Below are 22,906 nucleotides of genomic sequence, written 5' to 3' on the forward strand. Positions count from 1 at the left end.
GACGGTGTGATGATCGGGCGACATCATGGCAATCGGGCGATCCGCAATCACCCGGTCCAGATCGTGCCGTGTCACCGGCGCGCCCAGGATCTCATACGAGGCCCCCTGCGCCATCAACAGCGCGCTGTCGGGATGTTGCTGCGCATAGGCGGCAAAGGCGGCCTTCAGCGCATCGAAACCGTACAGCCCACCAATCTGCAACTGCACCAGCTCATTGCCGCCCAGCACCAGATGCAGATGGCTTTCCACGAACCCCGGCAGCACCGTGCGCCCGCCTGCATCAATGACCTGCGTGTCAGGCCCGGCGAGCGCGGCAATCTCGACCACCGACCCCACGGCGATGATTTTCCCTTTGGCAATCGCCACCGCCTCGGCGCGCGGGGTCGCGCTGTCCATGGTCAGCACACGGGCATTGGTCAGGATCATATCGGTCATCGGTCAGGCGTCCTTCACGTCGGGCGACAGGGTTTCGGCAATGGCGCAGAGCATTTCGAACAGGATCGACGCGCCCAGAAAGGCCGTCCCCCCCGAAGGGTCAAACGGGGGGGACACCTCGACCAGATCCGCCCCCACGATCTTGACACCGCGCAGGCCCTGCGCCGCCTGCAAGGCTTGCCAGGAATTCGGGCCGCCCACCTCGGGCGTGCCGGTGCCCGGGGCAAAGGCCGGATCCACAAAGTCGATGTCATAGCTGACATAAGTATCGCCCGTCCCGGCGATGGCCCGAGCCTCTGCCATCACATCTTCCACGCCACGGGCATGAAACTCTTCGATCGGAATCACGCGGATGCCGACGGCACGGGCGAAATCACGGTCCTCACCATCATAGGTGGTGCCGCGAATGCCGATCATGCACACCCGCTGTGGATCCAGCAAACCTTCCTCCACCGCGCGGCGGAACGGCGTGCCATGCGTGTAAAGCGTGCCGCCGAAATAGCTGTGGAACAGGTCTGTATGGCTATCGAAATGGATCATGCCCAGCGGATGATCCTGCGCCAGGGCCCGCAGGATCGGCAGGCTGCACAGATGGTCGCCCCCGGCGGTCAGCGGCACGATGCCAACGGCGCGCACCCGGCCATAAAACGCCTGCATCCGCGCCATGCTGTCCATCAGATCGGCAGGGTTCGGCGCCACATCACCCAGATCGGCGCAGCGCACCCGCTCGAACGGGCGGACCCCGGTCAGGCCGTTCTGCGCGCGCATCATGGTCGAGGCATCGCGCAATTGCCGGGGACCGTGGCGCGGGCCGGGGCGGTTGGTCGTGCCGCCATCCCAGGGCGCGCCGATCAGCCCCACCTGCACCTGCGCCAGACGCGGATCCTCCAGCGTGACATGCGGCAGGCGCATGAACGTCGGCACCCCGGCGTAGCGCGGCAGGTCAAAGCCGGAAACCGGCTGGAAAAAACGGCTGTCATCGGCGGTCATGCTGTGGCCTTTCCTTCATGCCCGGGCATCCAAGCAGCCGCCTTGCGCTTTGTCATGCCCGGAAACGACGCCCGAATGTCTCAGCCATACCGGCGGAAATCCCCACTGCCCCTTGACCAATGCCCGCCCCTGCCCCTTCTATCTGCCAAACCCGTGAACAGGACCGCACCATGACCCTCCCTGCCGAATCGCCCCGCCCCGCCGCCATGGGTGGCCGCTCCGTCATCGCACAGGATGTGCGGATCAAGGGCGACCTTGGCTCTGACGGCATCGTCGAAGTCATGGGCGAGATCGAGGGAAAGATCACCGCGCGCACCCTGGTCATTGGTGCCGAAGGTTATGTGAAGGGCGCCGTCATGGCCGAAACCGTGGATGTGCGCGGCCGGATGGATGGCCGCATCTCTTGCGTCACGCTGACCCTGCGCGCTGCGGCCCAGGTGAAGGCCGACAGCAGCTATTCCACCCTCAGCATCGAAAGCGGTGCCACGGTGGACGGACGGTTCAGCAAATCCAAGGCCTAACGCGGCGGAATCGAATAGGTCAGCCCGGCCCGCGCCACGGGCTGATCGCCACCGTCGGAATAGATCAGCACATCCGTCACCGCCAGCACCCGCCCCAGCTTCAACACGCGGGTGCGGGCCAGCAGATCGCGCCCCGCTTCGGGTTTGCGCATGAAATCCATGGCGCAATTGGTGGTCACCGCCAGCGCCACCGGCCCGATCCGCGCCAGAATGGCCAGATAGGCCGCCACATCGGCCAGCGCGAACATCGACGGCCCGGACACGGTGCCGCCGGGGCGCAAATGCCGCTCGGCCACCTTCAGCCGCACCACAAGCTCGGCCTCTGTCACCGCATCAATCGCAAAATCACCCGCCACCTGCGGGAATTGCTGCGCCAGAAACGCCGTCAGGCCCGCCGCCTGCATCACCAGTGCCATTCGCTTCCCTCCCCCGTCATTCCCCGGTAGCCTTTCGCCAAATGGGAGGAATGACAAGATGACTGACCTGCTTTTGCGCGAAGATCTTGGCCCGGTGGCGCGGCTGACGCTGAACGCCCCGACCAGCCTCAACGCCCTGTCGGATGCCATGCTTGGCACCCTGACCGAGGCCTTTGCCCGCCTTGCCACCGATAGCAGCATCCGGGTGGTGATCCTGCGCGGCGCGGGCAAGGCCTTCTGCGCCGGGCATGATCTGAAGGAAATGCAGGCCGCCCGTGCCGCCCCCGACAAGGGTGCCGCCTATTTTGCCGATCTGTTCACCCGCTGCGGCGCGATGATGCAGGCCATCCCCGCCCTGCCCCAGCCGGTGATTGCCGAAGTGCATGGCATCGCCACCGCCGCAGGCTGCCAGCTTGTTGCCTCCTGCGATCTCGCCGTGGCCGCAGCGGGCACGCGCTTTGGCGTGAATGGGGTGAATATCGGCCTGTTCTGCTCCACCCCGATGGTGGCGCTCAGCCGCAATGTGCCCGCCAAGGTCGCGTTCGAGATGCTGACCACGGGCGAGTTCATTGATGCCGAACGCGCGCGCGAGGTGGGTCTTGTCAATCGCGTGGTGCAGCAGGGCGATCTGGAACAGGAGAGCCTGCGCCTTGCCCAGACCATCGCCGCAAAGCTTGGGGCGGCGGTCAAGATCGGCAAACGCGCCTTTTATGACCAACTGCCGCTGCCGCTGGCCGAGGCCTATGCGCATACGGCGGCGGTGATGGCAGAAAACATGCTTTGGCGCGATACGCAGGAAGGGATTCAGGCCTTTCTGGAGAAGCGCCCCCCGGATTGGCAGGTCTGACCGGCAGGCGGGGCCTCGCAAGGCCCCGCGCCACGGGGTTACAGCCGCACGGCGATGCGGCCCTTCAGCCGCCCCTCCAGCAAATCCGCCGCGAGTTTCGGCAAGGCGCGGAAGTCATGCGTCTCGCTCAGCTCGGCCAGCAGGCCACGATCCAGCTCTGTCGCCAGCCGCGCCCAGGCCCGCTCACGCCGCGCCATCGGCACCATCACCGAATCCACGCCACGCAGGGTAACACCGCGCAGGATGAACGGATAGACCGTCGTCTCAAGCCCGCCGCCACCCGCCATGCCACAGGCGGCCACGATCCCGTCATAGCGCGTCTGGGCAATGGCATCAGCGAGCAAGGCCCCGCCTGCCACATCCACCACCCCGGACCAGCGCTCTTTGGCCATCGGCCGCCCGCCTGCCGAAATCGCGTCGCGGCCCAGAACCTCTGCCGCGCCAAGGGCACGCAGAAACCCCTCCTGCTCGGCCCGGCCACTGACCGCGATCACGTGAAACCCGGCCCGCGCCAGCAGACTGACCGCCACGGCCCCCACCCCGCCCGAGGCCCCGGTGACCAGCACCGCATCGCGGCCCGGCTGCAACCCGTGATCGGTCAGCGCCATCACACACAGCATCGCTGTATAACCCGCCGTGCCGATCTGCATCGCCTGTTCGGTGCTGAACTCCGCAGGCAGCGGCTGCACCACGCTCTCGGGCATCCGCACCAGCTCGGAATAACCGCCCCAGCGGGTTTCCGACAGGCCCCAGCCATTGACCAGCACCTTGTCGCCGGCGGCAAAGCGGGCGCTGTCACTGCTGACCACCTCGCCCGCAAGATCTATGCCCAGCACCATCGGAAAGCTGCGGATGATCGGCGCGCGGCCCGTGATCGCCAGCGCGTCCTTGTAGTTCAGCCCGGAATGCGCCACCCGGATCACCACTTCCCCGGCGGGCCAATCCTCCAGCGTCAGCCCTTCAAAACCCACGGCATAAGCCTTGCCTTCGGTGACCCGCGCCACCAGCGCCCGTGTGGCCGTCATGCTGCATCCCCCCGCACGGCGGCGGCCAGCGGATCTGGCAAGGCAAATTCCTGCAACAGCCGCACCCGCGCCGACTCTGACATCTTGCGGGCGGTCTTTGCGACGATGTCCACCACATCTTCATCCGCATGTTTTGCCGCAAAATCCGCGAAATAATGGCGGATAAACACAAAGCAGATCACGTCTTCCAGCGCCTGCACCTCGGCATCGCGTTTGATGCCCTCCTTGCGCAGCAACACACCGACGCGGGCCTGCGCCGCGGCGTCATAACCCGCCTCGGCCATGATCCCCGCTACGCGCTCTGCATGACGGCGGCCCTGTTCGCGCCGCCAGTCCAGATACCCCGCCTTGCCCTCAGGATAATCCGCACGCGGCAGCAGCCAGCGTTCCACATGCTGCCCGCGCGCAGCGATCTGCAGGACATCGCTCGCCTCAGGCACCAGCCGCGCCAGTTCCGCACTCATCCGCTGACCATAGAGCAAGGCCGCAGGCTGCCCGGTCTCGACATGCGGGTCTGCGCTGTTTGCCGCGTCAATTGCAGCCAAGGCGCTGTTCAGATCTGCCATGATCCCCCTCCTTCTTTGCCCTGATCCTGCGCTGCGGGCGCGGTTCATGCAAGCCACCGCGCACAAACGAAAACGCCGCCCCGAAAGGCGGCGGATCCGGTGAGGGCCGATCTATTCGGCCACGATCAGCTTGGGTTTGCTTTCCGGTGGCGGACGGCGGTTTTCCAGCTGTGACAGCCGCGCCTCCATCGCCGTCAGCTCCGCCGTCATCACCTCGGGCGACAGGGTCTCCGGCTCCACTTCCTTGCTGCCGATCATGGTGCGCGTCAGCCGGAACAGCAGGCGCGACAGATCATCCATGATCAGGAAGAAGGCAGGCACCACCACCAGCGACAGCACGGTCGATACGATGATCCCGCCGATCACCGCCGTTGCCATCGGCGCGCGGAACGAACCGCCCTCGCCCACCCCCAGCGCCGAAGGCAACATGCCCGCCGACATGGCAATCGAGGTCATCACGATGGGCTGCGCCCGTTTGTGCCCCGCCTCCATCACCGCTTTTACCCGGTCCATGCCCTGCCGCCGCATCTCGATGGCGAAGTCGATCAGCAGAATCGCGTTCTTGGTCACAATCCCCATCAGCATCAGGATCCCGATCATCACCGGCATCGACACCGCCGAGGATGTCAGGATCAGGGCCGCCGCCACCCCGCCAATGGCCAGTGGCAACGACAACAGGATGGTAAAGGGCTGGATCACGCTCTTGAACAGCAGGATCAGCACCGTCAGCACCAGCATCAGGCCCATAATCATGGCATTGCCAAAGCTGCCCATCAGTTCGGCCTGAATTTCGGCATCGCCCGATTCCGCCACGCGGACCGAGGGAGGCAGTTCCACACTGTCGGTGATTTCCTTGAACCGCGCCGAGGCTGTGCCCAGCGCCACCCCCACGGGCAGGTTGGCCCCGATGGTGGCGCGGCGTTCGCGGTTCAGACGTTCGACCAGCGACGGCCCTTCGGCAATGCGGATATCCGCCACCGTGTTCAGCGGCACCGAAGCGCCGGTGCCCGTCGTCACCCGCAGCGCACCGATGCGCGCCAGATCGGTGCGCGTCGCATCATTCAGCCGCACGCGCACCGGCACCAGCCGGCTGTCAATCGACAGTTTCGCCAGCGCCGCATCCACATCGCCAATCGTCGCCACGCGCACCACCTCGGCAATTGCCGCCGTGGTCACGCCCAGCCGCGCCGCCTCGGCCAGCTTTGGTTCGATCTGCAATTCCGGCCGCGGCAAAGCGCCTTCCGACGCCACATTAGCCAGCAGCGGATCGCCGGTCAGCGCCGCCTCCAGCCGCGCCACCGCCGTATTCAGATCCGCCTCATTGTCCGACAGGATCGAAAAGGACAGATCGCGTTCGCCCCGGTCATTCAGCTTGAACGCCCGCACATCCGGCACATCAGCGATACGCTCAAAGATCTCGGCTTCGATCTCGTTCTGCGGGCGCAACCGGCCCTTGCTTTCTACATCCGGCACGATCATCGCCAGACCGGGCACGGAATTGCCGATCTGAGACAGTTTCAGCAGCAGTGAATGATCCAGCTTTTCCAGAATGACCGTCACCGAGGCCCGGCGAATGTCGCGGTCGCCGGTGGGCGACGAGCCGCCCAGCACAAAGACATTCTCCACCCCTTCGATATCCTTGATGTGATCCCGCATCAGGGTGGTGGTCTTGTCGGTGTCATCCAGTGTCGCTCCCGGCGGCAATTCCACACTGATGGCCACGCGGCTCACATCCTCGGGCGGCAGGAAACTGCCCGGCACTTGCAGCATGAAATAGACTGAAACGGCCAGAATCATGATGGCGCTGACCATCGTCAGATACTGGTGCCGCGTGGTCAGGGCCACCAGCCGCAGATAGCGCCGCATCACCGGGCCATCCTGATGGTCGTGCTCGCCCATCGCATCCTTGGCGCGCATCAGATAGGCCGCCATCAGCGGTGTGATCAAACGCGCCACCAGCAGCGAAAACAGCACCGAAATCGCCACTGTCAGACCGAATTGCCGGAAATACTGCCCCGGAATACCGGGCATGAAGCTGACCGGCACAAACACGGCGATGATGGTAAAGGTGGTCGCAATCACCGCCAGCCCGATTTCGTCCGCCGCCTCGATCGACGCGCGATAGGGCGATTTGCCCATGCGGATGTGTCGCGCGATATTCTCGATCTCCACAATCGCGTCATCGACAAGGATCCCTGTCGCCAGCGTGATCGCAAGGAAGCTGACCAGATTGAGCGAGAAGCCCAGCATATCCATGATCCAGAAGGTCGGCACCGCCGACAGCGGCAGCGCCACCGCCGCGATCAGCGTCGCCCGCCAGTTCTTCAGGAAGGCCAGCACCACCAGAACCGCCAGAATCGCGCCCTCGATCAGCGTATGCAGCGCGCTCTCATAGTTGCCATAGGTGTAATACACCGTGTCATCGACCAATGAGATACCGACATCCGGGTGCTTTTCGCGCAGGCGGTCCAGCTCTGCATTGACCACTTCGGCCACCGAAACCTCGGATGCGCCCTTGGCGCGGAACACCGCAAAAGTCACCACCTGATCGCCGTTGAAGCGCGAGAAGGACCGCAGCTCCTCATAGGTATCGGTGATGGTGCCCAGATCCGACAGGCGCACATGCCGCCCGCCGCCCAGCGCAATGGTCGTGGCCGACAGCCGCTCCACCGTTTCGGCATTGCCCAGCGTGCGGATCGCCTGCTCGCCCGCGCCCAGTTCAGACCGGCCCGCGCCCATATCGGCATTCGTGGCCCGCAATTGCGCGCTGACCTGTTGCGCCGTGACGCCATAGCTGCCCAGCCGCACCGGATCGAGTTCGATGCGGATCTCCCGATCCGCGCCGCCATACCGATCCACCTTGCCGACGCCCGGCTTGCCCTGCAACGACCGGGTGATGGCATCATCCACGAACCAGGACAGCTCTTCCATCGTCATGTTCGGGGCAGAGACGGCAAAGGTCATGATCGCCTGACCTTCGACATCCACCCGGTTCACGATGGGCGGCTCCACATCGCCCGGCAGATCGCCGCGGATCTTGTCAATCGCGTCCTTCACATCCTGCACCGCCTTGTCGGTCGGCACTTCCATGCGAAACTCGACCAGCGTCTGCGAATTGCCATCCGACACGGTCGAGGTGACGTTTTTCACCCCGGCAATGCCCGCCACCGCATCTTCGACCTCTTTGGTGACCTGTGTTTCAAGCTCGGCCGGGGCCGCCCCGGCCTGCGACACCGAGACTGCCACCAAAGGCACGTCGATATTCGGAAAGCGGGTGATCGGCAGGTTGTTGAAGCTCTGCCAGCCCAGTACCATCAGCAGAACAAAGGCCAGAATTGGCGCAACCGGATTGCGGATGGCCCATGCGGAAAAGTTCATCGCCAATCCCTCACTGCGTTCCGGCCAGAACCGGGTTCACATGATCGCCGTCGCGCACAAAGGCGGCGGCCTTGGTCACAACGCGGTCGCCTGCCTGCACGCCGGTCAGGATCTCCACCATGCCCTGATCGCGGATCCCGGTCTGCACCGGCACCTGGCTGACCAGACCGTCCGGCTTGACGATCATCACGGTCGCCCCGTTCGGCCCGACGCCGACTGCCGTCACCGGCACCGCAAGCGCCTCATGTTCGGTCAGCAGGATTTCCGCATCGGCATACATGCCCGACCGCACCGTCCGCGCGTTTTCCAGCGTGATGCGTGCCGTTCCCAACCGGGTCGTGGTGTTCACGCCCGGCTCGACCAGCCGCACGGTGCCCTTCAGCGGTTCGGACGCGCCAACCGTCGTGATCCGCGCCGTCATGCCCGGTTGCAGCCGCACCAGATCGGCCTCGGCAATCTCGGCCCGCAGTTCCAGCGCGCCATCGCGCATCAGGGTGAACATCGGCAGCCCGGCGGCAGAGGCCACCGCACCGATCTGGGCATTGCGCGCCAGAATCTCGCCCGCCACCGGCGCGACGACACTGGTCCGCGTCAGGCTCAGCTCCACATTGGCCAGCTGCGCCTCGACGAGCTCCACCTGCGCGCGCGCCGCCTCCAGCACCTGTGCGGCCACCGTCACCCGCGCCGTAGCTGAAACCGCCGCCGCCTGCGCCTGTTCAAGCGCCGCTTGCGAAGCGCTGCCATTGGCCTTCAACGCCTTGGTACGGGCCGCAACCCGCTGTGCCTCATCCGCCGAGGACCGGGCCTCCAGCACCTGCGCCTCGGCCTGCGCAATCGTGGCCCGCGCCGAGGCCATCGATGCCTTCAGCTGGCTTTTCTGCAATTCAAGCGAGGTCAACGACAGCCGGGCCAGCACCTGCCCAGCCTCGACATAATCGCCCACTTCCGCCTCCAGCGCCTCGATCGGCTGGCCTTCGATCAACGGTTGCACCAGAATTTCTTCCACCGCCCCCACCAGCCCGCCCGCAATCACGCGGTCCTGCAAGGACATGGTTGTGACCTCAGACACGGTGATCGCCGGCAAGACCGCCACCTGTTGTGGCGCAGTTTCGGTTGCGGCCTCGGACCATGCCCCGCTGGGCAGCCCCACTGCCAGAGCCATCACAATACCCAGTTCAATCGCGCGCATCATCAAAGCCCTTTGCTTTCGCCGCCGAAACTTCATCCAGAATCATATCAACCATACGCTGCACCAATGCGGTAAGATCACTGCGGCATCTTTGCCCATCGGCCTGCGCCTGAATCGCCGTCGTCTTGATCAGCATGACCACCATCGCCGCATGGGCGGCAAAGCGGCGCGCGGCCTCGGCCTCGGGCACGCCCGCAATCAGCGCAAAGGCATTGACCAGATAGCCCTGCACCCCGCGCTCCATCTTGCCCACAACCGCGCCAATCTCGGGTTTGCGCTGTGCAGCGGCGGTAATCTCGGCCCAGAGCGGCGCATCGGGGCAGCCCATACATTCCTCGGCGATGCGCGCATGCAGCCCGCAACGCAGGGCCGCCAAAGGATCGGAGGCCGCCACGACATCGGTAAACTTGTCGCGCACATCTTCCAGATCGCGGGTGATGATCGCCTCGACCATCGCGGCTTTCGACGGAAAATAGCGGTAGAAATTGCCCACGCTCATCCCGGCCGCCCGTGCCAGATCCTGCATCGACGCGCCATCGAACCCCTTTTCGGCAAAGGTGTGACGGATATTGTCGAGGATTTCATATTCGCGCGGCCGTGGCGGCGCGTTTGACAGGGTTTGATCATCGGCCATCAGGGCCACAGGCTCCAGCGAGTCTAGCGAGTGAACGTTCATTCACACGGATGGCGAAACTTGTCCCTTCGGTCAAGTAAAACATGCTTTGCACATATGGTTTCAGGCCCGCGCCGGGCAATTTCTCCGCGCGAGCCGCACAAATGATACGCAAAAGGCAGAAAAGTTCAGCGCGCGCGCTGTTCGGCCCGCCGCCATGCCTCTTTTGACCAGGCCAAAGCCAACATCAGCAGAACCCCGGCAGAGATCACCGCCAGATCCAGCGCAAAGCTGGCGGGTAGCACGGTTTTGATGCCATTCGCCGTGTAGCACAGCACAACACCAAAGCCGAACACCGCCAGCCCATTGCGCCCCAGCAGGGCAAAGGGCGCGGCCAGCCGATGCGCGCAGGCCTGCCGCACGGCGGGAAACGCGCTCAGCACATAGGCCAGCGCCAGCGCATGGGTCAGGCGCGGCCCCGACAGATAGGTCTTGTCAAAGGCCATCACGAACCACGGCAGGTTCAGCCGGTCCTGCACGAACCACAGCACATGGCCAAACTCGTCCTGAATCGCCGGGAACTGCGCCACCCCCAGCCCCACAAGCAGCCAGGCCACCGCCAGCGCCAGCAGATCGCGCCGGACCGGCACCAGCCGCTGCCCCTGCTTGAGCTTGATACCGATCAGCAGCCCCAGCACGAACAGCAATTGCCAGCTGAGCGGGTTGAAGAACCACCCACCCTTGTTGGGAAAGGCCGGAAAGTTGATCCAGAACCGGGCTACCAGCGCCCAGACCAGCACCGAAACCGCCATGGTGCGCAGCGGCCAGCGCAACGCCGACCACAACAGCACCGGCCCGGCAAACAGCAGCACGGCATAGAGCGGCAGAATATTCGCATAGCCCAACTGATGGGTCAGCAGCGGGATACCGATCATGTATTGCAGCGGCTTCTTGTAACTGGCGCTGACCACATTCTTCTGCATCATCTCGAACCCGCCGAACCACAGCGCGGTTGCGGCGGCGATGCCCACCGCGATGACGGTGGTGACGATATGAACCTGATACAGGGTCCAGACCCGCCGCCACATGCGCCCGGTGCCCGCCCAGTAAGGGCCCGGCCCGGCAAAGAACTTCGCATAGGCCAGAGCCGCCGCGATGCCCGACATCAGAACAAACCCCTCTGCCGCATCGGAAAACCCGAAATTGCGCGAGGTGAGGTTTTCAAACACGGTGCCGGGCGTGTGGTTGATGAAGATCATCACCAGGGCCAACCCGCGAAACACGTCCAGCCGCAGATCACGGGCAGAGGAGGCCTCAGGATGCCGCATGAACGGCCTCCGGCACCAGCGAGATGTCCTTCATGGCGATCATGTCCCGTTCCCACAACGCCAGAATTTCCCGTTGCCGCCGCATCACCGGGGCTTCCTGCAAATCGGTGGGCGTCACGAACATGCCGCTTTGGGTCGGGCGGGATGACCAGCTGATGATCACCGGGGCCAGCATCATCGGCACCAGCACCGGCAGCATCCAGACCACCAGCCCGGGCGCCAGCATCCAGGTGCCGATCAGGCTCAGCACCCCGGTCGAGACCACCCAATGGCTTGCAGCCCAGGCCTCGGCCAGCGACAGCCGCGCATCACCGCGGTTGTTGGTGGGCCAGCCGCCATCGCGGCCCAGCAAAACCTGAAACACCGAGCGCGTCTGATAGGCCAGCAGCACGGGGGCGCTGATCGACGAAAACAGCAGCTCCGCCATCATCGACACAAACGCCCGCAGCGCACCACCAAAAGACTGCGCCCGCCCGCTCATCGCCGCATGCAGCGCCACGGCAAATTTCGGCAGGATCAGCAGGCCGAACACACCGATGGCCAGACCGATGGCCTTGGAGGTTTCCGCCTGCGGAAAGATCGGGAACGGCCAATAGGGCTCGGGGAAATAGTCAGGGGCGGGGGCGAAGAACGGCGCGGCAATGCTGGCCAGCATGAAGCCGATCCAGAACAGCGGCGAGATATAGGCCATGATGCCCTGAAAGAACACAAAGCGGCTCCAGGGCAGCAGGCCGGGGGCCAGCAGCAGCCGCGTATGCTGCAAATTGCCCTGACACCAGCGCCGGTCGCGTTTCGCGTGATCGACCAGATTTTCCGGCCCTTCTTCGAACGAACCGCCCAGATCGTCGTCCAGACGCACCCGCCAGCCCGCCCGCGCCAGCAGCGCCGCCTCCACATAGTCATGGCTCATGATATGGCCGCCAAAGGGCGGTTGCCCGGCCAGTTCCGGCAGGCCGCAGCTTTCGGCAAAGGCGCGCACCCGCACCATGGCGTTATGACCCCAGAACGGCCCGCTGCGGCCCTGCATCATCGCAAGGCCGCGCGCGAAGGCAGGCGAGTGGAAGGCCGCCGAAAACTGCATGGCCCGCCCGAAGCGCGTGCTGGCCCGCGTCACCACCGGCAGGGTTTGCAACAGGCCGATGTCCTGCTCTGCCTCCATCCGGCGCGCCATTTCGACGATTGTGGCACCTTCCATCAGGCTGTCGGCATCGAGGATCAGCGCAAGATCATAGGCTGCACCGGATTTCTGGATGAAATCCTCGATATTGCCGGCCTTCTTGCCCTTGTTGTCGGTGCGGCGACGATAGAACATCCGCCCTTCGGCAGCGCGGTCCTTCAGCAAGCGCAGGAACCACAGCCGTTCGCGGGCCGCAATCGCGTCATTGCGGGTATCTGACAGGATGGCGATGTGGAACAGATGGCCATAGCCGGTGGCGTGCAGGCTTTCATCCATCGCCGATACGCGTGAAAACGTGGTCAGTGGATCCTCGTTATACACCGGCACCAGCACGACGCAGCGCGCGGTCAGCGGCCCGGCCAGCGTCAAACGCGGCGGCTCGGCGCGCGTGGTCAGGCCCATCAGGCCCTGCACCGCCCCCCAAGCCAGCCACCAGGTTGAAATCAGGATCAGGACAGCCCGCAGGATATCAATGAAATCCAGCCCGTCCGCCCAGCCGAATTGCAGGAACAGCATAAAGGCCCCAGCCCCTGCAATGAGGCTGAGCACAATCGCAACCCCGCGTGGCAGGGCGGCCGATCCGGCGCGCACCGCCGGGCTGGTCATTGATTACATCTCCTGACGCGGAGCCGTCATCAGATGAAGGCGCGTCAGCACAGCCCGCAGCCTGCCACGGTTGGCCGTTTCCAGGATCTGCTTGGGCATCACCATCGGCGCGGTGACCGGCGCCGCGATATCCTGCACGAGACGCTCGATCTCAGCGGCGGAAAGTGTCGTAATATTCTGCATCACGCGTTGATCCACTGATAGAGCCAGGTTTCAGAAAGCTTGCGTCCATAACCCGCAACATGGGCAACAAGTTCCACAGTCGCCCCCGCTTCAGCCCGCACATCGACGACAAGCCGCCAGATGTCGGTGCCCCAGACCCGCTGGAAGCTTTGCGAAATGATGTCGCCGTTATGCACCGTCAGCATCGGTTCGATCTCGGCATCGGCGGGCAGCGGTTGCAGCGGCCCCCCGGTGAAATCGACCACGAACTTGCGGGTGTTTTCGGCGCTTTCCACGCCCGAGACGCCACCGGCCCCCGAACGGGTTTCAAACACATAGCCGATATCCATGCGATCTTCGGGCGGCAGATTGCCCCAGCGCAGGCGATAGGCGAACTCTCGCGTGTCACCCGCCTTCACGGCCCCCTCCGGCGTCCAGAAGGCGACGATATTGTCATTCACCTCCAGCTCGGACGGGATTTCGACCAGCCGCACGATGCCCTTGCCCCAATCCCCGATCGGCTCCACCTCCAGCGAGGGGCGGCGTTCGTAATGCGCTTCCGCATCCTGATAGCTGTTGAACTCGCGGTCACGCTGATGCAGGCCAAAAGCCTTCGGGCTGGTTTCGCCGAAATGCGACCCGGCCAGACGCGGCGGATTATTCAGCGGCCGCCACAGCACATCGCCATCGGTGCGCGTGATGCGCAGGCCGTTGCTGTCATGCACATTCGGGCGGTAGTCATCGAATTCGGACCGGTTCTTTTCCGAGAACAGATACATCGAGGTCAGCGGCGCAATGCCAAGCTGTGCCACATCGGCGCGGAAGAACAGACGCGCTGTCACCTCCATCACCGTCTCTTCGCCGGGGCGGATCACAAAGCGGTAAGCGCCGGTGACGCTCGGCCCTTCCAGCGCGGCGTGAACCGTGATGTCGCGTGCGCCGGGCACCGGACGGTCGACCCAGAACGCCGAAAACCGCGGAAACTCTTCGGCCTGATCGCTGGCGGTGTTGAGCGCGAGCCCGCGCGCAGAAATGCCATAGCCGCTGCCCTGCCCCAGTGCGCGGAAATAGCTTGCGCCCAGAAAGGCCACAACCTCATCCATTACATCCAGCCGGTTCAGCGGATAATGCAGGCGGAACCCGGCCAGCCCCGGAACAGGTTCGCCCGCAGGCACCTTGTTCTTCAGCTCGTTCAGGAATTCGAAATCATCGGTGGTGAAGCCCATGGAGGTCGCAAGACCGTCCTTCACCTCGTACATCTTCACTGGCTCGCCGAACAGCCAGCCCATCGGGAAGGCGTGCAGCTGGAACTGGCTGTCCTTCTCCTCGCTCCAGCGGGCGTGATCGGGCCGATAGCGGATCAGGCGATAATCGTCATAGGTCAGCTCGGCAAAAAATCCGCTGATCTTTTCCGGCGCGGCATAGGGCTGCCCGGCCTTGGCCTTCATCGCCTGCGTCAGCAGATCGAAGGAAAATTGCTGCGGCGCAGCAGGCGCCGCCTGTGCCGGAGCCTCTTGCGCAAAAGCAACACCCCGCCCGCCGCCAAACGCAGCCAGAGCGAAAGCGGATGTCGCCGCGAGAATCACAGCGCGGCGAGACAGGGCAGACACGGCATTCGGGCCGAGAGACATGGCATAAAATCCAGTATTTATGGGCTGGCGGACGCGAGCCCCTTTTCGCGCTCCTATATCGGTCGCGGGGGTCGCTTTGCAAGATCGGCTGCACGCTTCGTGAGCCGGTCAGCGTGAATCTGCCCGCCTGTTGCGCAACCGCCAGAGCAGCTGTTGCAAGCTTGCGCATTTCGCAGGCGCAGCACAAGATTCTTGCTGGCAGAAAGGGCTTAGCCGGGCATGATCCACCGCGCGCCCAGCTTGGCCAAAGCCACACTCAGCACGATGCGGGCGACGTGATGCACCGTCACGAAAACGATTCCCATCTGAAGGCTCAGCGCGATCAGGCTCATCTCGGCCAGACCGCCCGGCGCAAAGGCCAGAAACACCGCCGTCACCGGCTCTCCGGTGATTTTCGCCATCGCCAGACCAAAACCGAAGGCCAACAGCAAAGCCACAGCCACATTGCCACTCGCCAGCGCAAAGCCACGCCGCAGCAAAGCCCCATTCATGCCGATAAACCGCGCGCCCAAGCCGGTGCCAACCACGATCTGCGTCAACGCCACGGCCCAGCCGGGCGGCACCCCTTCGGCCCAGCCCAACAGATGCACACAGGCCGAGGCCGCCATCGGCCCGGTCATCGGCGCGGCAGGCAGATGCAGCAGCCGCCCGACCCAGAAGCCGATACAGCCCGCCGCGATCAGCACCAGCGCATCCGCCGGATCCAGTGCCACCTTGGCCGCCAACGTGGCGCCAGAGGCCGAGCCGACGGCATGGCCGGTCAGCACCAGAAAGATCAGCGGCACCGCAACAATGGTCAGAATCAGCCGCAGGAATTGCAGCAGCACCAACATGCGCACATCCGCGCCCGCCTCTTCCCCCAGCGCCACGCTTTCAATCAGGCCACCCGGCACCGCCCCGAAAAACGCCTCCGGCTTGGGCAATCCGCCCAGACGATAGATGGCATAGCCCGACAGATGCGCCAGCGGGATGTAAAGGCACAGCGCCAGCAGGCTCGGCCACCAGCCCGGCATCTGCGCCACCACTTCGGGCGTGAAGGCACCGCCGATGCCAACCCCGATCACCGGCACGAAAAACAGACGCAACTGCTGTGGAAATTCGATGGAAGCGCCGCCAAGCCTGCCGCCGCGCGCCGCCACCACGCCAACCGCAACCATCGCCCCCAGCAAGACGCCCAGCGGCACCCCGGCCAACCAGCCCGCCGCACCGCCCAATCCCCCCAACGCCAAGGCGAATGCGGGGCCTCTCACCCTGTGCCAGAGGCTCATCCGATCCGCCTCACCAATGCGGCGGCCGCTGATCCGCCAGCGGGATCGTGTTGCCCATTGCCTCGCGTTCGGCTTCGCGCTCCATCAACATACCGACGCGCCGGGCCAGACGTTCCAGCTCGCGGGCTTGCCCTGCCACCACGTCAGACAGCTCTTCCACCGCTTTCACCAGATGGGCAATCTGCTCTTCCGCTGCCGTGATCCGTTCCATTGCATCTCCACATGGCTTGTCCCGAAGGCCCCCATCCGCTAAGGCAGGCCCGATTAGATGCGAGGCTTCCCCATGTCGAAGGACAAACCCGCCCGCCGCCCCAAGGCCGAACCGCCCAAAGGCTTCCGCGACTATTTCGGTGCGGATGTCACCGAACGCAAGGCAATGCTGGATCAGATTGCCGGGGTTTACCATGCCTACGGTTTTGATCCGCTGGAAACCAGTGCGGTTGAAACGGTCGAGGCTTTGGGCAAGTTCCTGCCGGATGTCGACCGCCCGAACGAAGGTGTGTTCGGCTGGCAGGACGAGGACGACCAGTGGCTGGCCCTGCGCTATGACCTGACGGCCCCGCTGGCGCGGGTGGCCGCACAGTTCCGCAATGATCTGCCCTCACCCTATCGGCGCTATGCCATGGGGCCGGTCTGGCGCAATGAAAAGCCGGGACCGGGGCGGTTCCGTCAATTCTATCAATGCGATGCCGATACGGTGGGCAGTGCCACCGTGGCCGCGGATGCCGAAATCTGCGCCATGCTGTCGGACGCGCTGGAAATCGTGGGCATTCCGCGCGGCGATTACATCGTGCGGGTCAACAACCGCAAGGTTCTGAACGGCGTGATGGAAGTGGCCGGGGTTCTGGATCCCTCGGATGCCAGCCGGTTCGAGGCCGAGCGCGGCATCGTGCTGCGCGCCATCGACAAGATCGACCGGCTGGGCGACGCGGGTGTGCGCGCACTGCTTGGTGCGGGCCGCAAGGATGAGAGCGGCGATTTCACCAAGGGTGCGGGCCTTTCGGACGAACAGGCCGAGGTCGTGATGGCCTTCATGGCCGCCAAGCGCGACACGGGGGCGGCCACCGCCGCCCGGCTGCGCGATCTTGTCGGGGCCTCCACCGTCGGGCTGGAAGGCGTGACAGAGCTGGAAACCATGGCCGAACTGCTGGAAGCGCAGGGCTATGGCGCGGACCGGATCGTGGTCGACCCCGGCGTGGTGCGCGGGCTTGGCTATTACACCGGCCCGGTGTTCGAGGCCGAGCTGACCTTTGAAATCCTGGATGAAAAGGGACGCAAACGGCAATTCGGCAGCGTGGCCGGCGGCGGGCGCTATGACGATCTGGTCAAGCGCTTCACCGGCCAGAGCGTGCCTGCCACCGGCGTGTCCATCGGCGTCGACCGCCTGCTGGCGGCACTGCGCGCCAAGGGCCGCGCCGGGCAGGCCGCTGTCGGCCCGGTCATCGTGACGGTGATGGACCGCGACCGCATGGCTGATTACATGGTCATCGTCGGAGAGCTGCGCCGCGCGGGCATCCGCGCCGAAATGTATCTGGGGAACCCGAAGAACTTCGGCAACCAGTTGAAATATGCCGATAAACGCCAATCCCCCGTCGCCGTGATCCAGGGCGGGGACGAGGCAGCCAAGGGCACGGTTGTGCTGAAAGACCTGATCCTTGGCGCGAAAATCGCCGAAGGCGCATCGCTGGAAGAATGGAAATCGCGCCCGGCTCAGGTCGAAGTGTCGCGCGCCGATCTGATCCCCGCGCTGCGCCGGATGCTGGATCAATGACCGTGACGCCCGCGATCCGGGCCGAGGCCGAGGCGCTGTTTGCCGCGTTCCGCGCGACCGGTGCCCTTCCGGTCGAGGCTGATATTCTGCAACCCGCTGGCACCCTGCTGGATCTCTATGGCGAAGATATCCGCGCCCGTGCTTATATCACGCAAGACCCGCTGCGCGGCGAAATGGTGCTGCGGCCCGATTTCACCGTGCCCGTGGTGCAGGCGCATATGGCCCATGGGGCCGACCCGGCCCGATACACCTATATGGGCGAAGTGTTTCGCAAACAGGATCACATCGGCCCCCGCGCGTCGGAATATCTGCAAGTCGGGTTCGAGATGTTCGACCGCGACGCGCCCGAGGCCGATGCAGAGGTTTTTGCCCTGTTCTCGCGCCTGCTGGCCCCTTTGGGACTGCGCGCCGCGACCGGGGATATCGGCATTCTTCTGGCGGCGATTGAGGGCCTGTCCACCACCGAGCGGCGCAAGGCGGCCCTGCGGCGGCATGTCTGGCGGCCCCGCCGATTCCGCGCCCTGCTGGATCGGTTCTCGGGCCGTGCGCCCATGGCCGAGGCGCGCAGCCGCCTGCTGGCACATCTTGGATCCCGCCCCGCCGCCGCCCTGATGGAAGCGGCAGGCCCCCGGATCGGGCTGCGCAGCGCCGATGAAATCGCGGCGCGGGCCGAAGCGCTTTTGGCAGATTCCACCACGGCCCCGATCGCAGCCCCCGAAGCGGCGCTGCTCTATGATCTGCTCGGCCTGTCTGCCCCCGCCGAAGCAGCCCTGATGCACCTGCGCGGGATTGAGTCCCTGATGCCCGCCATCTCCCCGGCGGTTGATCGCTTTGCCAGCCGTCTTTCGGCGCTGCGCAGCCGGGGGATCGACACCGGCAATCTGCCGTTCGAGGCGAGTCTGGGCCGGACCACCTTGGAATATTATGACGGCTTCGTCTTTTCCTTCCATGCCGGGGATCAGGGGGCCGAGGCGATGCCACCAGTCGCATCGGGCGGGCGATATGATGCCCTGACAGCCATTCTCGGCCAAGGCCGATCCATCCCTGCGGTGGGCGGCATCGTGCGCCCTGCCCTTGTCGCCCAGTTGAAAGGCCAAGACGCATGAGCCTGAAGATCGGCGTGCCGTCCAAGGGGCGGCTGATGGAAAAGACATTCGAATGGTTCGGCGCGCGCGGCATCGCCATGCGCCAAAGCGGGGCCGAGCGGGAATATTCCGGCGCGGTCGACGGGATCACCGGGGTCGAATTGGTGATGCTGTCGGCGGGTGAAATTCCGCGCGAACTGGCGGCGGGGCGTGTTCACCTTGGCGTGACCGGCTCTGATCTGGTCCGCGACAAGCTGGCCGACTGGGACAAACAGGTGGCCGAGCTTGCGCCACTTGGCTTTGGCCATGCCGACCTGATTCTGGCCGTGCCCGCCTGCTGGATTGATGTCGAAAGCCTGGACGATCTGGATGCCGCCGCCAGCGCCTTTCGCGCCAGGCACGGCTTCCGCCTGCGTATCGCCACCAAATACCATCGTCTGGTGCGCGATTTCCTCACCGAACAGGGCGTTGCGGATTATCAGCTGGTCGACAGTCAGGGCGCGACCGAAGGTACGGTGAAGAACCTGACCGCCGAGGCGATTGCCGATATCACCTCCACCGGCGAAACCCTGCGCGCGAACCATCTGAAGATACTCGCTGATTCGGTGGTTCACCGCAGTCAGGCCACGCTGTTTCTTGCCCGCGCCGCCGATTGGGGCGCTGCTGACCGCGCGACGCTGGCGGAACTGACGCGCATACTCGCCCTGACCACCCCTGATCTGTAAGAACAGGGCAACGAACGCGGCAAGAAGAAACAGGATCGCACGCAAGACAGGCACCCTCCCTCAGGACTGCCCCATTAAGCCTGCAAAAGGTTAAGGCCGGGTTGCTGCGCGCGCCTTATACGCAGCAAAACCTCAGCGCAGGCCGATTTCGGCCAAGGCGCGGGCCAGTTCTTCGGGCAGCGCCTCTTCTTTCTGGCGTGTCTTGGGCAAATCGCGCGGGCTTTCCTCAGCCGCAAGATAGCGCCAACCCTGAAACGGCCTGCGCGGCACCGGCTCGGTGCGGATGACCTCGCGATCCAGCAACAGCGCACAGCGCTGGATACCGTCGTCGCCCGCGACCCGCTCCAGCCCCAGCAGCTTTTGCCGCGCCAGAACCATGCCTTTGATAACCCAGTACAAAGAACCGCCATCCAGCAATTCTTCGGCCCGTTTGGGCCACATGCGGGTGACATGCACCGCATGCCCCTTGGGCCAGCGATGGCTTTGGCTGTCTTGCCAGGCCTCCAGATCCTCGACCGAATCAGCTCCGACGCACAGCTTCAGAAGATTGACGAATTCCGGCACGCATACCCCCATGACCTTGCTGCAACCTAGCAGCCAAAGCCCCCGCAGCAAGGGTTTGACCCTTCCTTCTGTGGGGCGTATCTTGTAGGGCCTCCCCGACAGAATACCATAGCAAGGATGCCGCCATGTCGCGTTTCGCCGCCCCCATCGCCGAACAAATCTGGGACATGAAATATCGGCTGAAAGCTGTGGATGGCACCCCGATCGACGGCACGCTGGAGGACACCTGGCGCCGGATCGCCCGCGCGCTTGCCGAGGTGGAGCAGGATCAGGCCCATTGGGAAGAGAAATTCTATCGCGCGCTGGAAGGGTTCAAATACCTGCCCGCAGGCCGGATCACGGCGGGGGCGGGCACGGGCCGCGCCGTGACGCTGTTCAACTGCTTTGTGATGGGCACCATTCCCGACAGCATGGGCGGCATCTTCGACGCGCTGAAGGAAGCTGCGCTGACGATGCAGCAGGGCGGCGGAATCGGCTATGATTTCAGCACGATACGCCCGCGTGGCGCCGAGGTGAAAGGTGTCGCCGCCGATGCCTCTGGCCCGCTGTCCTTCATGGATGTCTGGGATGCGATGTGCCGCACCATCATGTCGGCCGGGTCACGGCGCGGTGCGATGATGGCCACGATGCGCTGCGATCATCCCGATGTCGAAGCCTTCATCGAAGCAAAAAAAGACCCTGCGCGTTTGCGGATGTTTAACCTTTCGGTCCTTATCACAGACGCATTCATGGATGCGGTAAAGGCCGATGCCGCATGGGATCTGACCTATGGAGGGAAAGTCTACAAAACGGTGCAGGCACTGGATCTGTGGAACCGCATCATGCGGAACACCTATGATTTTGCAGAGCCGGGCGTGATCTTCATCGACCGCATCAACAAGATGAACAATCTGGCCTATTGCGAAAGCATTGCGGCCACCAACCCCTGTGGCGAACAGCCTTTGCCGCCCTATGGGGCCTGTCTGCTCGGCTCGATCAATCTGGCAACGCTCGTCTCTGCCCCGTTCAGCCCCGAGGCACAGTTGGATGTGCGGGCGCTGGACGAACTGGTCAGCCTCGCCGTGCGGATGATGGACAATGTTGTGGATGCCTCGCGCTTCCCGCTGCCCGAACAGGCTGCCGAGGCCCGCAACAAGCGCCGCATCGGTCTGGGCGTGACCGGGCTTGCCGATGCGCTGCTGATGGTGGGGCTGCGCTATGGCTCCGAAGCGGCGGCGGCCCAGACGGATCGTTGGATGAAGGCCATTGCGCGGGCGGCCTATCTGGCCTCGGTGGATCTGGCGAAGGAAAAGGGGCCGTTCCCGCTGTTTGATGCCGAAGCCTATCTGGCGTCGGGCACGATGATGCAGATGGACGAGGATGTGCGTGCGGCAATCCGCGCCCATGGCATCCGCAATGCGCTGCTGACCTCGGTCGCGCCCACCGGCACGATCAGCCTTTATGCCGGCAATGTCTCGTCAGGGATCGAGCCGGTGTTTGCCTATGCCTATACCCGCAAGGTGCTGCAAAAGGACGGGTCGCGTACCGAAGAGGAAGTGGTGGATTACGCGGTGCGGCTGTGGCGCGAACTGAAGGGCGATGCGCCGCTGCCGGACTATTTTGTGAATGCGCAGACCCTGCCGCCGCTGGATCATGTGCGGATGCAGGCCGCCGCACAGAAATGGATCGACAGCAGCATTTCCAAGACGATCAACTGCCCCGAGGACATCAGCTTTGACGCGTTCAAAGAGGTCTATATGGCCGCCTGGGATCAGGGCTGCAAAGGCTGCACGACCTATCGCCCCAATGCGGTGACCGGCTCGGTGCTGACCGTCTCGGAAAGCAGTGAAAAGGCCCCGACAGAGCTGCCGCAAGCCGGGCAGGGCGCGGAGGTGGTGTATCTGAGCGAGCCGCTGGACCGTCCGGCGGCACTGGAAGGCCAGACCTACAAGGTCAAATGGCCGGGCAGCGAACATGCGCTGTACATCACCATCAATGACATCGTCATTGCCGCCCATCGCCGCCCGTTCGAGGTGTTCATCAACTCCAAGAACATGGAGCATTTCGCCTGGACGGTGGCGCTGACGCGGATGATTTCTGCGGTGTTCCGCCGGGGGGGCGACATTTCCTTTGTGGTCGAAGAGCTGAAGGCCGTGTTCGACCCGCGTGGCGGGGCCTGGATGGAAGGCCGCTATATCCCGTCGATCCTCGCGGCCATCGGTGGCGTGATCGAACGGCATCTGGTTAGCATCGGCTTCATCGAAGGCGAAGGCATGGGCCTCAAATCCGATCCGAAGGCCGAAGTGGTCGCCATTGGCGCCCGCCCGGGCAGAACCTGCGACAGCTGCGGCAGCAGCGACCTGCGGATGGTGGAAGGCTGCATGACCTGCGGCAGCTGCGGCCAAAGCAAATGCCAATAGGCCGGGTGCCCCTGCCGGGGCTGATCTGACAGCGTTGCCTGAAAACCCCGGCCCGCATCCCGCGCGCCGGGGTTTTTCTTTGCCGGAACCCTCCCTCCACATACGACCAGTTTCCTATCGGAAACGACATTTCCGCTTGCAAGACTCACAGGGGTTTCGTAATTCCCGCAGCGGGACACCTCTCCCCAACGAGAGGCTCATATCTGGAAG

21 protein-coding genes (1 of these 21 running past the window's edge) are annotated in these 22,906 nt (G+C 64.4%); 6 read left to right on the plus strand and 15 right to left on the minus strand.

All coding sequences use genetic code 11. The features are described from left to right. Together KM031_RS07850 and KM031_RS07855 are read right to left on the minus strand one after the other, a co-directional pair. Positions 1–435, minus strand: partial view of an amidohydrolase gene (locus KM031_RS07850; protein WP_215506414.1) — the 5' end (the start) only. Its footprint begins 1,221 nt before the window's first position; the window shows 435 of its 1,656 coding nt (coding positions 1–435); it begins with the start codon at positions 433–435; its stop codon lies beyond the left edge, outside the window. Between the two features lie 3 nt (positions 436–438). Beyond that, positions 439–1,425, minus strand: coding sequence for an agmatinase (locus tag KM031_RS07855; protein ID WP_215506413.1), 987 nt, complete (start codon positions 1,423–1,425; stop codon positions 439–441). A 170-nt stretch (positions 1,426–1,595) separates the two neighbouring features. Here KM031_RS07855 and KM031_RS07860 point away from each other — a divergent pair, with 170 nt between their 5' ends. Continuing rightward, entirely contained in the window at positions 1,596–1,946 is a 351-nt protein-coding gene (locus KM031_RS07860) for a bactofilin family protein (protein WP_215506412.1), read from the plus strand. On the opposite strand, the gene KM031_RS07865 is transcribed toward KM031_RS07860, so the two are convergent. Next, positions 1,943–2,362: a PaaI family thioesterase gene (locus KM031_RS07865; RefSeq protein WP_215506411.1), complete on the minus strand. Its 420-nt coding sequence runs from the start codon at positions 2,360–2,362 to the stop codon at positions 1,943–1,945. The genes KM031_RS07860 and KM031_RS07865 overlap by 4 nt on opposite strands. A 58-nt stretch (positions 2,363–2,420) precedes the next feature. Between KM031_RS07865 and KM031_RS07870 the strand changes: the two genes are divergently transcribed. After that, positions 2,421–3,209, plus strand: coding sequence for an enoyl-CoA hydratase (locus tag KM031_RS07870; protein ID WP_215506410.1), 789 nt, complete (start codon positions 2,421–2,423; stop codon positions 3,207–3,209). A gap of 38 nt (positions 3,210–3,247) precedes the next feature. Here KM031_RS07870 and KM031_RS07875 read toward each other — a convergent pair whose 3' ends face one another. The 11 genes from KM031_RS07875 to KM031_RS07925 all read right to left on the minus strand — a co-directional run bounded on the left by KM031_RS07875 (position 3,248) and on the right by KM031_RS07925 (position 16,363). After that, on the minus strand, positions 3,248–4,234 hold the full coding sequence (locus KM031_RS07875) for an MDR family oxidoreductase (protein WP_215506409.1): 987 nt from the start codon (positions 4,232–4,234) through the stop codon (positions 3,248–3,250). Then, positions 4,231–4,800, minus strand: coding sequence for a DUF4202 domain-containing protein (locus KM031_RS07880; RefSeq protein WP_215506408.1), 570 nt, complete (start codon positions 4,798–4,800; stop codon positions 4,231–4,233). The genes KM031_RS07875 and KM031_RS07880 overlap by 4 nt, the downstream gene beginning before the upstream one ends. A 111-nt stretch (positions 4,801–4,911) precedes the next feature. Further along, on the minus strand, positions 4,912–8,178 hold the full coding sequence (locus tag KM031_RS07885; protein WP_215506407.1) for an efflux RND transporter permease subunit: 3,267 nt from the start codon (positions 8,176–8,178) through the stop codon (positions 4,912–4,914). A gap of 10 nt (positions 8,179–8,188) precedes the next feature. After that, positions 8,189–9,370, minus strand: a complete 1,182-nt coding sequence (locus KM031_RS07890) for an efflux RND transporter periplasmic adaptor subunit (RefSeq protein WP_246567212.1) — start codon at positions 9,368–9,370, stop codon at positions 8,189–8,191. Continuing rightward, complete coding sequence (locus KM031_RS07895; protein WP_215506406.1) at positions 9,354–10,001, minus strand: TetR/AcrR family transcriptional regulator; 648 nt, start codon at positions 9,999–10,001, stop codon at positions 9,354–9,356. The genes KM031_RS07890 and KM031_RS07895 overlap by 17 nt, the downstream gene beginning before the upstream one ends. Positions 10,002–10,168: 167 nt before the next feature. Beyond that, positions 10,169–11,308, minus strand: a complete 1,140-nt coding sequence (locus KM031_RS07900; RefSeq protein ID WP_215506405.1) for an OpgC family protein — start codon at positions 11,306–11,308, stop codon at positions 10,169–10,171. Further along, a complete protein-coding gene (gene mdoH / locus KM031_RS07905; protein WP_215506404.1) occupies positions 11,295–13,091 on the minus strand; it encodes a glucans biosynthesis glucosyltransferase MdoH in 1,797 nt (598 codons plus the stop codon). The genes KM031_RS07900 and mdoH overlap by 14 nt, the downstream gene beginning before the upstream one ends. Positions 13,092–13,094: 3 nt before the next feature. Next, positions 13,095–13,274 carry a hypothetical protein gene (locus KM031_RS07910; protein WP_215506403.1) on the minus strand — a complete coding sequence of 60 codons (180 nt, stop codon included), beginning with the start codon at positions 13,272–13,274 and terminating at the stop codon, positions 13,095–13,097. After that, positions 13,274–14,884, minus strand: a complete 1,611-nt coding sequence (locus KM031_RS07915) for an OpgD/OpgG family glucan biosynthesis protein (RefSeq protein WP_215506402.1) — start codon at positions 14,882–14,884, stop codon at positions 13,274–13,276. The genes KM031_RS07910 and KM031_RS07915 overlap by 1 nt, the downstream gene beginning before the upstream one ends. A gap of 209 nt (positions 14,885–15,093) precedes the next feature. Next, positions 15,094–16,152, minus strand: a complete 1,059-nt coding sequence (locus KM031_RS07920; protein ID WP_215506401.1) for an AbrB family transcriptional regulator — start codon at positions 16,150–16,152, stop codon at positions 15,094–15,096. 10 nt (positions 16,153–16,162) lie between these two features. Next, entirely contained in the window at positions 16,163–16,363 is a 201-nt protein-coding gene (locus KM031_RS07925) for a SlyX family protein (RefSeq protein ID WP_215506400.1), read from the minus strand. Between the two features lie 72 nt (positions 16,364–16,435). Here KM031_RS07925 and hisS point away from each other — a divergent pair, with 72 nt between their 5' ends. The 3 genes from hisS to hisG are packed head-to-tail and all read left to right on the plus strand — an operon-like array spanning position 16,436 to position 19,733. Further along, complete coding sequence (gene hisS, locus KM031_RS07930) at positions 16,436–17,923, plus strand: histidine--tRNA ligase (RefSeq protein WP_215506399.1); 1,488 nt, start codon at positions 16,436–16,438, stop codon at positions 17,921–17,923. Continuing rightward, a complete protein-coding gene (locus KM031_RS07935; RefSeq protein ID WP_215506398.1) occupies positions 17,920–19,029 on the plus strand; it encodes an ATP phosphoribosyltransferase regulatory subunit in 1,110 nt (369 codons plus the stop codon). The genes hisS and KM031_RS07935 overlap by 4 nt, the downstream gene beginning before the upstream one ends. After that, positions 19,026–19,733, plus strand: a complete 708-nt coding sequence (gene hisG / locus KM031_RS07940) for an ATP phosphoribosyltransferase (RefSeq protein WP_215506397.1) — start codon at positions 19,026–19,028, stop codon at positions 19,731–19,733. The genes KM031_RS07935 and hisG overlap by 4 nt, the downstream gene beginning before the upstream one ends. 132 nt (positions 19,734–19,865) lie before the next feature. Here the strand turns inward: hisG and KM031_RS07945 are convergent, their stop codons facing one another. Then, positions 19,866–20,297: a DUF1489 family protein gene (locus tag KM031_RS07945; RefSeq protein ID WP_215506396.1), complete on the minus strand. Its 432-nt coding sequence runs from the start codon at positions 20,295–20,297 to the stop codon at positions 19,866–19,868. Between the two features lie 125 nt (positions 20,298–20,422). Here KM031_RS07945 and KM031_RS07950 point away from each other — a divergent pair, with 125 nt between their 5' ends. After that, the gene (locus KM031_RS07950) at positions 20,423–22,696 is read left to right on the plus strand and encodes an adenosylcobalamin-dependent ribonucleoside-diphosphate reductase (RefSeq protein WP_215506395.1); all 2,274 of its coding nucleotides are present in this window, start codon (positions 20,423–20,425) and stop codon (positions 22,694–22,696) included. Positions 22,697–22,906: the final 210 nt, after the last annotated feature.

It is taken from the genome of Gemmobacter fulvus, from assembly GCF_018798885.1.
GTDB classification, from domain to species: Bacteria; Pseudomonadota; Alphaproteobacteria; order Rhodobacterales; family Rhodobacteraceae; genus Gemmobacter; species Gemmobacter fulvus.

Coding starts and splice junctions, on each gene's coding strand:
- KM031_RS07855 (WP_215506413.1), bottom strand. CDS start 1,425: ATGACCGCCGATGACAGCCGTTTTTTCCAGCCGGTTTCCGGCTTTGAC.
- KM031_RS07860 (WP_215506412.1), top strand. CDS start 1,596: ATGACCCTCCCTGCCGAATCGCCCCGCCCCGCCGCCATGGGTGGCCGC.
- KM031_RS07865 (WP_215506411.1), bottom strand. CDS start 2,362: ATGGCACTGGTGATGCAGGCGGCGGGCCTGACGGCGTTTCTGGCGCAG.
- KM031_RS07870 (WP_215506410.1), top strand. CDS start 2,421: ATGACTGACCTGCTTTTGCGCGAAGATCTTGGCCCGGTGGCGCGGCTG.
- KM031_RS07875 (WP_215506409.1), bottom strand. CDS start 4,234: ATGACGGCCACACGGGCGCTGGTGGCGCGGGTCACCGAAGGCAAGGCT.
- KM031_RS07880 (WP_215506408.1), bottom strand. CDS start 4,800: ATGGCAGATCTGAACAGCGCCTTGGCTGCAATTGACGCGGCAAACAGC.
- KM031_RS07885 (WP_215506407.1), bottom strand. CDS start 8,178: ATGAACTTTTCCGCATGGGCCATCCGCAATCCGGTTGCGCCAATTCTG.
- KM031_RS07890 (WP_246567212.1), bottom strand. CDS start 9,370: ATGATGCGCGCGATTGAACTGGGTATTGTGATGGCTCTGGCAGTGGGG.
- KM031_RS07895 (WP_215506406.1), bottom strand. CDS start 10,001: ATGGCCGATGATCAAACCCTGTCAAACGCGCCGCCACGGCCGCGCGAA.
- KM031_RS07900 (WP_215506405.1), bottom strand. CDS start 11,308: ATGCGGCATCCTGAGGCCTCCTCTGCCCGTGATCTGCGGCTGGACGTG.
- mdoH (WP_215506404.1), bottom strand. CDS start 13,091: ATGACCAGCCCGGCGGTGCGCGCCGGATCGGCCGCCCTGCCACGCGGG.
- KM031_RS07910 (WP_215506403.1), bottom strand. CDS start 13,274: ATGCAGAATATTACGACACTTTCCGCCGCTGAGATCGAGCGTCTCGTG.
- KM031_RS07915 (WP_215506402.1), bottom strand. CDS start 14,884: ATGTCTCTCGGCCCGAATGCCGTGTCTGCCCTGTCTCGCCGCGCTGTG.
- KM031_RS07920 (WP_215506401.1), bottom strand. CDS start 16,152: ATGAGCCTCTGGCACAGGGTGAGAGGCCCCGCATTCGCCTTGGCGTTG.
- KM031_RS07925 (WP_215506400.1), bottom strand. CDS start 16,363: ATGGAACGGATCACGGCAGCGGAAGAGCAGATTGCCCATCTGGTGAAA.
- hisS (WP_215506399.1), top strand. CDS start 16,436: ATGTCGAAGGACAAACCCGCCCGCCGCCCCAAGGCCGAACCGCCCAAA.
- KM031_RS07935 (WP_215506398.1), top strand. CDS start 17,920: ATGACCGTGACGCCCGCGATCCGGGCCGAGGCCGAGGCGCTGTTTGCC.
- hisG (WP_215506397.1), top strand. CDS start 19,026: ATGAGCCTGAAGATCGGCGTGCCGTCCAAGGGGCGGCTGATGGAAAAG.
- KM031_RS07950 (WP_215506395.1), top strand. CDS start 20,423: ATGTCGCGTTTCGCCGCCCCCATCGCCGAACAAATCTGGGACATGAAA.